General features: G+C 71.1%; 10 protein-coding genes. 1 reads left to right on the forward strand and 9 read right to left on the reverse strand.

The window, feature by feature from the left end; translation table 11 throughout:
- Window positions 1-214 precede the first annotated feature (214 nt).
- The 4 genes from ligD to VFZ20_RS24410 all read right to left on the reverse strand — a co-directional run bounded on the left by ligD (window position 215) and on the right by VFZ20_RS24410 (window position 3,958).
- On the reverse strand, window positions 215-1,144 hold the full coding sequence (gene ligD, locus VFZ20_RS24395; RefSeq protein WP_329686567.1) for a non-homologous end-joining DNA ligase: 930 nt from the start codon (window positions 1,142-1,144) through the stop codon (window positions 215-217).
- Window positions 1,145-1,291: 147 nt separating this feature from the next.
- A complete protein-coding gene (locus VFZ20_RS24400; RefSeq protein WP_329686568.1) occupies window positions 1,292-1,660 on the reverse strand; it encodes a hypothetical protein in 369 nt (122 codons plus the stop codon).
- Window positions 1,661-1,914: 254 nt separating this feature from the next.
- Window positions 1,915-2,448, reverse strand: coding sequence for a 3D domain-containing protein (locus VFZ20_RS24405; RefSeq protein WP_329686569.1), 534 nt, complete (start codon window positions 2,446-2,448; stop codon window positions 1,915-1,917).
- Window positions 2,449-2,683: 235 nt separating this feature from the next.
- Window positions 2,684-3,958, reverse strand: coding sequence for an AI-2E family transporter (locus tag VFZ20_RS24410; RefSeq protein ID WP_329686570.1), 1,275 nt, complete (start codon window positions 3,956-3,958; stop codon window positions 2,684-2,686).
- A gap of 154 nt (window positions 3,959-4,112) precedes the next feature.
- Here VFZ20_RS24410 and VFZ20_RS24415 point away from each other — a divergent pair, with 154 nt between their 5' ends.
- A complete protein-coding gene (locus tag VFZ20_RS24415; RefSeq protein ID WP_329686571.1) occupies window positions 4,113-4,325 on the forward strand; it encodes a hypothetical protein in 213 nt (70 codons plus the stop codon).
- 358 nt (window positions 4,326-4,683) lie between these two features.
- Here VFZ20_RS24415 and VFZ20_RS24420 read toward each other — a convergent pair whose 3' ends face one another.
- The 5 genes from VFZ20_RS24420 to VFZ20_RS24440 form a co-directional block, all read right to left on the reverse strand.
- Entirely contained in the window at window positions 4,684-5,319 is a 636-nt protein-coding gene (locus VFZ20_RS24420) for an NUDIX hydrolase (RefSeq protein ID WP_329686572.1), read from the reverse strand.
- Window positions 5,320-5,344: 25 nt separating this feature from the next.
- On the reverse strand, window positions 5,345-6,325 hold the full coding sequence (locus VFZ20_RS24425; protein ID WP_329686573.1) for an aspartate-semialdehyde dehydrogenase: 981 nt from the start codon (window positions 6,323-6,325) through the stop codon (window positions 5,345-5,347).
- A gap of 14 nt (window positions 6,326-6,339) precedes the next feature.
- Window positions 6,340-7,626 (reverse strand): aspartate kinase, encoded by a 1,287-nt coding sequence (locus tag VFZ20_RS24430; RefSeq protein ID WP_329686574.1) that lies wholly within the window; start codon window positions 7,624-7,626, stop codon window positions 6,340-6,342.
- A gap of 343 nt (window positions 7,627-7,969) precedes the next feature.
- Window positions 7,970-9,070, reverse strand: a complete 1,101-nt coding sequence (locus VFZ20_RS24435) for an MlaD family protein (RefSeq protein ID WP_329686575.1) — start codon at window positions 9,068-9,070, stop codon at window positions 7,970-7,972.
- A partial coding sequence (locus VFZ20_RS24440) for an ABC transporter ATP-binding protein (RefSeq protein ID WP_329686576.1) occupies window positions 9,067-9,772 on the reverse strand: 706 nt, incomplete at its 5' end. The genes VFZ20_RS24435 and VFZ20_RS24440, both read right to left, overlap by 4 nt.

Raw genomic sequence — 9,772 nt, forward strand, 5'->3', positions numbered from 1 at the left:
GTCCGCCCAACTGTTCGAGCTCTTGCGACCACCTGCCGTACGGGCCACCCATGCTGAGGAACGGTTTTCTCAACCAAAGGATGAACGAGTTGGCCCGTACGGTGGTGAACTTAGCACATCGTCAACACACAAGGATGACGCCTACGGTGGACGCGGGCGGATGCTCCGCGGACGGCCGGCGCGTCGGCGACGTGCACGACGTGCGCACGACGAGTCACCGCACGAGCTTGAGCACGTTGCGGGGGCGCCAGTCGCGCAGGGTGGCGTGGCGCAGGGGCTCGCCATCCTCGCGGGGGAGCGCCGTGACGGTCACCGTCAGCTCCGGGCGCACCCAGCGCGCGTCCTTGATCAGCGGCGCGCGGCCGGCCAGCGGCCATGCATCCGTCTCGCGCTCGCTCAGCGCGGCCACCAGCCCCGCCCGCGCCTTTCGCGCGACCCAGCCTTTCACCCGCCCCACGTATCGCAGCCGGCCGGACGGCTCCTCCGCGGCCACCAGCACGGAGCCCAGCGCGCCCGTGAACCCGACGGCCACGAGGTCGTATCGCTCGAAGCACTTGGTCTTGACCCACTCCGCCGCGCGGATGCCCGGCCGGTAGCGGCTCGTGGCGCGCTTGGACACCACGCCCTCCAGCCCCGCCGCGCGCACGCGTTCGAAAAAGACGGGCCCGTTGCCTTCCAGGTGGTCCACGTAGCGGACGGTGCGCGCCGCCGGGCCGGAGCGCGCCAGCATGGCCGCGAGCGCCGCTTTTCGGTCGATCAGCGGATGGGCGCGCAGGTCCTCGCCGTCCAGGTGCAGCAGGTCGAACGCCTGGAACGCCAGGTAGCCCGGCACGCGCTTGCGTTTCGTCCGGATCCACCCGTGCAGCGCGTCGAAGTCCGGCAGTCCGTTCTCGTCCAGAACCACCAGCTCGCCGTCCAGGTACGCCGTGCCCGCGTCCAGCGTCTCGGCGCAGCGCACCAGCGCCGGCATCCGCTCCGCCCAGTCGTGGCCGCCGCGGGTGAGCAGGCGCACGCGGCCGTCCTCCAGCCACAGGTGCAGCCGGTATCCATCGTACTTGAGCTCGTGGATCCACCCCGCGCCGTCCGGCACGCGCGCGGCGAGGGAAAGGAGCTGTGGCTCGATCCAACGGGGAAGGGCAGACATCGGCTTTCCCGGTAAATGCAATCCGAAGAAAAGCCGAATACCACGCACGTGCTCCGCGGGTGCCGCAAAAGGGACGGCGTAAACACATGAGTGCAAAGTTCACGGCTCCGGGCGCGTCCGGGCCGTGGAGAGTTGGGGCGGGAGATGCTACGGGTGGGGCAGCTCGACGGGCGGGCGGATGGAGCGCCGGGGCAGCAGCCACAGGAGCGCGGCGGCGGCGTACAACTCCCGCGTCACGGGCGTGAAAAGGGGGATGACAAGAACCAGGCCGTACGCGGCGAGGGCGAGCAGGTTGCGGCGGCGGGCGCGGCGCAGGGCGACGCCGGATTCGCGGCGTTCCATGAAGCCGGTGATGTCGCCGCGGCGCTGGCTGACCTCGGCGGCGCCGGACGTGGCGGTGGCTTCGGCGGCGTTCAGGCCCAGGCGCAGCGCCGCGCGGCCCAGCCGGGTAAGGAGCCCCAGCACGCCGAACACGGCCAGCAGCAGCAAGACGAGGGAGAGGAGGTCGCGGCTCACGCGTGAAGATTGGGCGCGGGACGCCCCGTTTCGCAAGGCGGGGGAGGAGGGACGGGCCTCACGCGGGAAGGCGAAGTGTCTGCCGGCCCGCCGAGGGCCCCCTCCCCCCGGCCCCCTGCCCCCGCTTCGCGGGGGAGGGGGAGAACTGAGGCGTCGCGAGTGGTCGGCCCCGGTGCAGGATGCCCGTGGAAGTATACACCCTCTCCCGCGCAGTTTGCGGGAGAGGGTGCGAGCGACAGCGAGCGGGTGAGGGCCTACGCCCGCCCGATGTCCAGCACCTCCGCGATGACGCGCCGCGTACCCCAGTCCGACGCCTCGCCGCAGTCGGAGAACCACAGGTCGATCTTGTTGCCGCGCACGGCGCCGCCCGTGTCCATGATGACGAAGATGCCGATCACCCGTCCGTCCGGGTGCGACACGCGCACGACGGAGCCCAGCGGCAGTACGCTGGGATCGCCGGCGGCCATGCCGTCGCGCACGCGCACGCCCGTGCGCATGTTGCCGCGCAGGCAGTATGCCGTGGAGCGCATCTCCATCCGCCGCTCCACGGGGAACGCGCCGCGGCTGTCCGCGACGGGCGTGAGCGGCGCGGCAACCAGGCCGGTGTCCGCCGCCAGCGCATCCGTTGCCACGGCGTCGCTGTCCGCCGGCTGCGCCACGGGCGTGCCCAGCAGCCGCGGCCCACGCTGCGCCTGGGCAGACGAGGCGAAGGCCATCACCAGCACGAGGGCGCAGAGGTGCGCCGTCCAGCGGTACTTCCCGTGATCCGGCATGATCCTGCGGGTCATGTCTGATCCTCTTGAGAACGGGTTTCCAGGGCGCCCGCCGGTCGGCCGGCGCCATCCGTCAGTCGGGAAGGATCCTGCGATGAATTTCTACTGCGATGGGACCGGACCGAAGTTCAATCTCCCCCAGGGGTTTGGGGGGGAGGTGCGAGCCTGGGCGAGCGGAGGGGGCGCTCCGCTCGGGCTCAACAACAACCGCTTGAACCACTCACGCACTGCCGCACTCACGCACTTCCGTTCAGTCCAGCGCGATCAGCGGCCGCTCGCCGCGGAACAGGCTCGACGCACGGTAGCGCGTCAGCACGACCGTCAGCACCAGCTTCACCAGCACGGCGAGCGGGACGGCGATCAGCAGCCCCACGAAGCCGAAGAAGTAGCCCGACACGGCCAGCGCCAGCAGCACCCATACGGGGTGCAGCCCCACCGCCTCGCCCACCACGCGCGGGCCGATGACGGACGAATCCAGCACCTGCACCACCGCGAACACCACGGCGATCTTGATGAGCGCCACGAGCGGATGGGCGGAGAAGATGGCGATGACGAGCGCCGGGATCAGGCTGGCCACCAGCCCCATGTAGGGGATGATGTTGAACACCCCCGCCACCACCCCCAGCACCAGCGCGTACGGAAAGCCCGCGATCAAAAAGCCCAGCCACGTGAGCACGCCCACGATGCCGGCCGCCAGCAGCTGGCCGCGCAGGTAGCGCGCGAGCAGGCGGTCGTACTCTGACGCAAAACCCAGCACGCGGTCACGGTAGGGCGCCGGTACCAGCTCGCCCAGGCGCCGCTCGATGCTCCGCCAGTCGCGCAGCAGGTAAAAGATCAGGATGGGCGTGAGGAACACGTAGCTCAGCAGGCTCAGGATGGCGCCCACGCCCTTGCCCACGCCCAGGATGCCCGCCCACGCCGCCCCGGCGATGGCCGCCTGCCGCTGCTGCAGCCACGCCATCACGGCCTCGGGCTGGATGGAGCGCATCCGCTCCAGCACGGCGTCCTCGTCCAGCCACGCCACGTCGCGCGTCTGCAGCTGCGCCTGCCACTGCTCCAGCCGCTGCGTGGCCGTCTGCAGCAGCACCGGCGCCCCGCGGATGAACTCCGCGATCTGCGCGCTCAGGGCGGGGATGCCCACGAAGACCACCAGCAGGAGGAGGGCGACGGCGGGAAGCGCGAGGAGGGTGGTGCCCCAGGTGCGCGGGATGCGGCGCCGCTCCATCCGCTCCACCAGCGGGTGCAGCACGTACGCCAGCACCAGCGCCAGGACGAACGGCGCCAGCAGGAACCCCGTCGTGTCCAGCAGCCAGATGAACGTCAGCAGCCCCGTGGCGCTCACGACGAGGAGGTGATGCCGCGTGCCCGAGTACGGCTGGATGAGGAACAGCAGCAGGAAGAAGAGGATGAACGGGTTCAGGATGCTGCGGATGCTCATCATGAAGAAGCCCAGCACCACCAGCACCACGACGGCGTGCCAGGCCCGCCAGTTGAACGGGGACGGTTCCGTGGGTTTCGGGATCATCGGATCGGGAAGGGGAGGAAAGCCGACGGCGGGACGGCCCCAGAGTAGTGCGCGCGGCGCCGCCGGTCCAGGGTGCCGTGTGGACGCAGCACGGCATCGATCGTGCATAACCCACGGGCAATCAACCACTTACCCGAAGCTGGAGGACGTGGCCATGAACAACCTGATGCGGATGATGATGCTCAACGGCGGCCGCCGCCCGAGCATGAAGCAGGTGGCGGTGATGGGCGCCGCCAGCTGGGCCATGAACCGCATGGCGCGCCGCAGTCCCACGGCCGCCCGCGGCGCGCGCGCCATGAGCACGGCCAGCTGGGCGCTCCCCCTGGGGATGATGGCCGTGAACCACCTGCGCTCCCGCCGCGCCTGATCCGCGGACGGCGGACGACACACGGCCTCGCTGCATTTCAGCTTGTTACCGGGGCAGATGAGGATCCGCGGTTTATGCGCGGTGCGGATCTGATCCGGGAATGGCCGTTCCCCCGCGCCGGAGCGAATGAATTCGCCGCTGGAAAGGCACGAAGTCCGCCTTCGCGGACTGCACCGTCGCCCTCCTTCCGCGGACGCCCGCCACATCGCCGGGTGATAGCCCGTGTTGGCGGTTGAAGCCTCGTTCGCAGAGCGCGTCGGCGCGAGACGGGGCTTTCCGCTGTCCCAGCGGCGGCTTTTAGCCGCTCAGGCTGGGGTTGTGCGTCCGGGGTTGGCGCTCGATGATGCCTGGACGAGCCTCAGTTCCCCTGCCCGCGATCGCGCGGGTGCGCCGCCATCGCCTCCCGCCACTCGCCGCGTCCGTCCCGGTTCTCGCGCTCCCGCTCGCCCCGTCCGTCGCCGCGCATCTCGCGCTCCCGCATCTCCATCTCCCGCATCGCCGCTTCCGCGCATCCGCAGTCGCCGCAGGTGTGGCCGTCGCCGGGCTCCGTGCGCTCGCGGGGGCCCTCCAGCGTCCCCAGCAGCGCCTCGGCGGCCAGCATGAGCACCTCGCGGGCGTTGTCGTACGAGATGGACGCGATGGCCTCGTCCAGGGGGAGCCAGATGCACTCCGTGATCCCCTCCTCCCGCTGCGGGCAGGTGTCGCCCTCGGGGGATTCGATCAGGTAGAAGTGGCAGTACTTGTGGATGAGCTTGCCGCGAAACCGAAAGAACCAGTCGATGGTCCGCAGCCGCTGGTCCAGGCGCAGCGTGCAAAGTCCCGTCTCCTCCTGCACCTCGCGCAGGGCGGCGTCGGCGGCCGTCTCCGTGGCCTCCACGTGGCCCTTGGGAAAGCCCCAGTGGTGGTACGCGTCGCGGATGAGCAGCACGTGCGCGCGGCCCTCGCGCCAGCGGTAGATCACCCCGCCGGCGCTGGTCTCGATCACGGCCCGCATGCGGGCTCCTCCTCCGCGACGGCGTCTAGGCACCCGCCAGCTCCTCCACGATCTGCACGGCGTTGGTCGCCGCGCCCTTGCGCAGGTTGTCCGCCACCACCCACAGGTGCAGCGTGCGGGGCAGGTACGGGTCCTTGCGGATGCGCCCCACGAACACCTCGTCCCGCCCGGCCGTCTCGCGCGGCGTGGGGTACCCCGCCGCGCCGTCCGCCACGATCACGCCGGGGAACGCCGCCAGGGCCGCGCGCGCCTCGTCCACGGACAGCTCACGCTCCGTCTCCGCCATCACCTGGACCGAGTGGCCGACGTCCACGGGCACGCGGACGCAGGTCGCCGCCACGGGCAGGTCGGGGAGCGAGAGGATCTTGCGCGTCTCGTTGATCATCTTGCGCTCCTCGCCCGTCCAGCCCTCCTCGTCGAAGTCGCCGATCTGCGGGATCACGTTCCCCGCGATGGGCCGCGCGAAGGGCGAGCCCTCCGCCGCGCCGCCGCCCACTTCCGCCCGCAGCGCGTCGCGCCCCGTCTCGCCCGCGCCGCTCACGGACTGGTAGCTGGACGCCACCACGCGCGCCAGCCCCGCCGCCTGCCGGATGGCCTCCAGGGCCACCACCATCTGGATGGTGGAGCAGTTGGGGTTGGCGATGATCCCCCTGGGCCGGTCCTGCGCCGCGGCCGCGTTCACCTCGGGGACCACGAGCGGCACCTGCGGGTCCATCCGCCACGCGGACGAGTTGTCCACGACGATGGCGCCCTCCTCCGCCGCGACGGGTCCCCACTCCTTCGACCGGTCCGCGCCGGCGGAGAACAGGGCGAAGTCCACGTCCCGGAACACGCCCGGGGCCGCCACGCGGCATTCCCAGCTGCGGCCGCCCCAGTCGATGGAGCGGCCCGCGGAGCGCGGCGAAGCCAGGAGCGTAAGCCGGTCGATCTTGAGCTTTCGCTCGGACAGCACCTGCAGCATGGTGCGGCCCACGGCGCCCGTGGCGCCCAGCAGTGCGACGTGCATCGGCGTCTTCCCCCTCAGCCCGCGGCGGCCACGGCGGGCACTTCCGCCGGGCGGTCCAGCGAAAAGCCCGCGTGCAGGGCCCGCAGGGCGGCGTCCTCGCCGTCCGCGTGGACGAGCAGGGTGATGGAGATGGAGGACGTCGACACGGCCTCCACCTCCACGCCCGCGTCCATCAGCGTGCGGTAGGCCTGGGCGTACACACCGGGGCGTCCGCTCATCCCGCTGCCCACGAGGGCGATGCGCGACAGGCCGCCACGCTCCTCCATGGCCCCGCCGCCGCCCAGCGCCGCCTCCACCTCCGCCGCCACCTGCTTGGCGCGGTCCAGGTCGTCCTCGCGCACGGTCAGCTGCAGCAGCACCCGGCCGTCCGCGTCGGGCGCCTCCGTCACCATGTCCACCGACACGCCGGCGTCGGCCAGGGCCACGAGCATGTCCGTGGGCGTGCGCATCCCTGGCGGCAGGCCGCGCAGGATGAGCTTGGCGTAGCCGCGCGACGACGCGATGCCGGTAAGGACCAGGTCTTCCATCGCCATCGGGTGTTCCGTGATCAGGGTGCCTCGGTTGGGATCGTCGCTCTCCGGTCCGTCGACGAACGACGAGAGCACGCGGATGTCCATGCCGTAGCGCGCGCCCAGATCGACGGCGCGGGCGTGCATCACCTGCGCGCCGCTCTGGGCCATCTCCACCATCTCCGCGTGCGAGATCTGCGGGATGATGCGGGCCGTGGGCACGCGGCGCGGGTCGCAGGTAAAGACGCCGTCCACGTCCGTGTAGATCTCGCAGCGGTCCGCCTGCAGCGCGCAGGCCAGGGCCACGGCCGTGGTGTCGGATCCGCCCCGTCCCAGCGTGGTGATCTCGCGCGCCGTGCTCACGCCCTGGAAGCCGGCCACGATGGCGACGGAGCCGCCGTCCACCGTTTCGCGCACGCGGTCCGCGCGCACCTCCACGATGCGGGCCGCCGTGTGCGACTCGTCGGTGATGATGGCGGCCTGGCTGCCCGTGAGCGAGCGGGCTTCCACGCCGCGCTCGCGGATGGCCATGGCCAGCAGGGCCATGCTGATGCGCTCGCCGGCGCTCAGCAGCATGTCCATCTCGCGGGGGTGGTCGGCCGTGCAGGTGTCGCCGCCGGTGACGGCCTCGGCCAGCTCGATGAGCTCGTCCGTGGTGTGTCCCATGGCGCTGACGACCACGACCACGTCGTCGCCGCGGCGCCGCGCGCGCGCCACGCGGTCGGCGACGGCCTGGATTCGCTCCGGCGTGCCCACCGAGGTGCCGCCGTACTTCTGGACCAGCAAGGCCATGGCCGACAGGGAATAGGGAACAGGGAATAGGGAATAGCCCCCAGCTGCACCTGCGACCTGCGTTAGCAGGGTTCGTGCTCGCGTGCCGAACGGCGGATTGGGTGCCGTTCGGCCGGGCCTTCACACCGGGCGAGGGCCCCCACCCCCCGGCCCCCTGCCCCCGCTTCGCGGGGGAGGGGGAGAACTACGTGTTACGCGGAATGTGACGGAGTGCAGTTCGCCCGTCGAAGTCTACACCCTCTCCCGCGCAGTTTGCGGGAGAGGGTGCGAGCGACAGCGAGCGGGTGAGGGCCCCTCCCGCGGGCCGTTACTTTCGCACTTTCGCACTCCCGCACTTTCGCACTCAGAAGACCTGCAGCTCCCCGATGTACTTGCCCGGGTTGGCCTGGATGTCGGCCATCAGGCGCTGCATGGTCACCACCAGGCGCTGGAACTCCTCGTACAGCGCCGGGTCCTGCATCAGCCGGCCAATGGTGCCCTGCTGCGACGACATCTGCGTGAGCAGGCCGTTGAAGTTGGTGATGAGCGTCCGCGCCTCGGCCACCGTGGGGCCCACCTCGGCCAGGCCCGGCTGCAGCCCCGCGATGGTCGTGTTCAGCGATTCGGCCGTGCGCCCGAACGCGCCCAGCGTGCTGTCCGCCCGCGCCACCAGCCCCGGCACGCCGGCGCCCGCACCCGACAGCTGCTCCGTCAGGTTCGTGAGGTTCTCGCTGGCCACCCGGGCGTTGTTCAGGATCTGCTGCACGTCGCCGCCGCGCAGGCTGGCCCGCACGTCGTTCATGGTAGCCTGCGCCGACGCCGTCGCCTGGCGGATGTTCTCCGTCGACGCCAGCACGTTGGCGCCCACCCGGCCGTACGTCTGCGTCTGCGCCTCCAGGAACCCGCTCAGCTGGTCCGTGGCGGCCGAGACGTTCTCGATGGTCTGCCGGATCTCCACCGCCGTCTCGGGCGTGAACGCGATCTGGATGCGCTCCGACAGCGTCTCGATGTCGCTCGCGATGCGCGCCGCCACGGCCGTCAGCTCCGAGATGTCGGGGAGCGTGGCGCCCGGCAGCACGTCGCGGCGCGGGGTGGTGGTAAAGAGCATGTCCGGAAAGTCCGCCTGGGAGACGATCTCCGCCTGCCAGTCGCCAAAGAGCGAGGCGCTGCCCAGCAGCACGCCCACGTCCTGCCCGCTGAACTGCACGTCGGGCCGAATGGACATGGTCACGTACACGCCCGTCCCGCGGGGGCTGAGCTCGATCTCGCTCACCCGGCCCACCTGCACGCCGCGGTACGTCACGGGGTTGCCCTCGGCCAGCTGCCCCACCTCGCTGAAGCTGGCCACCACGTCCTTGTACTGCTCGCCCCACGAGCGGCCGCTGAGCCACACGGCGCCCAGCACCGCCGTGATGATCCCCAGGATGACCGTGAGCCCCACCAGGGCTTCGTTCTTGAGCCTCATGCGTCCCTCCCGTGCGGGCCGTGCCCGTGGTGTCCGTCTGCGTGCCCGCGTCGTTGTCCGTCGTGCCTGCCGTCCGGCCCGCCGCCCACGTGGCGGTCCCCGTGGTGCGTCTGGGGCGCCGCCTCGGCCGTGGCCTCCTCGATCATCTCCGGCCGCCCCTCCACGAACCCCTTGACGATGGGGTTGCCCGTGCGGCGGATCTGGTCCGGCGTGCCCACCTCCACCACGCGCCCCTCGAACAGCATGGCGATGCGGTCGCTGATGGAGTAGGCGCTCTTCATGTCGTGGGTGATCACCAGGCTGGTGACCCCCAGCTCCTGCTTCATCTTGATGATCAGCCGGTCGATCACCTCCGTGGTGACCGGGTCCAGGCCGCTCGTGGGCTCGTCGTACAGCAGGTACTTGGGCCGGTACGCGATGGCCCGCGCCAGCCCCGCGCGCTTCTTCTGTCCGCCGGAAAGCTCCGCGGGAAAGCGTCGCTCGAAGCCGGCCAGCCCCACGCGGTCCAGCGACTCGGCCACGCGGTCGCGGATGTCACCCTCCGACATCCCGCCCTTCTTGCGCAGCCCCATGGCCACGTTGTCGCCGATGGTCATGCTGTCGAACAGGGCGGCGAACTGGAACACGTAGCCCATCTCCAGCCGCAGCCGGTACAGCTCCTCGCGCTTCATCTTGGGCACCTCGTGCCCGTCCACCACGACG

Source organism: Longimicrobium sp., from assembly GCF_036280135.1.
Taxonomy (GTDB): domain Bacteria; phylum Gemmatimonadota; class Gemmatimonadetes; order Longimicrobiales; family Longimicrobiaceae; genus Longimicrobium.

Bases quoted from the DNA above. Each gene is read 5' to 3' on its own strand.
- ligD (WP_329686567.1), bottom strand. From the start codon at position 1,144: ATGTCTGCCCTTCCCCGTTGGATCGAGCCACAGCTCCTTTCCCTCGCC.
- VFZ20_RS24405 (WP_329686569.1), bottom strand. From the start codon at position 2,448: ATGACCCGCAGGATCATGCCGGATCACGGGAAGTACCGCTGGACGGCG.
- VFZ20_RS24410 (WP_329686570.1), bottom strand. From the start codon at position 3,958: ATGATCCCGAAACCCACGGAACCGTCCCCGTTCAACTGGCGGGCCTGG.
- VFZ20_RS24415 (WP_329686571.1), top strand. From the start codon at position 4,113: ATGAACAACCTGATGCGGATGATGATGCTCAACGGCGGCCGCCGCCCG.
- VFZ20_RS24420 (WP_329686572.1), bottom strand. From the start codon at position 5,319: ATGCGGGCCGTGATCGAGACCAGCGCCGGCGGGGTGATCTACCGCTGG.
- VFZ20_RS24425 (WP_329686573.1), bottom strand. From the start codon at position 6,325: ATGCACGTCGCACTGCTGGGCGCCACGGGCGCCGTGGGCCGCACCATG.
- VFZ20_RS24430 (WP_329686574.1), bottom strand. From the start codon at position 7,626: ATGGCCTTGCTGGTCCAGAAGTACGGCGGCACCTCGGTGGGCACGCCG.
- VFZ20_RS24435 (WP_329686575.1), bottom strand. From the start codon at position 9,070: ATGAGGCTCAAGAACGAAGCCCTGGTGGGGCTCACGGTCATCCTGGGG.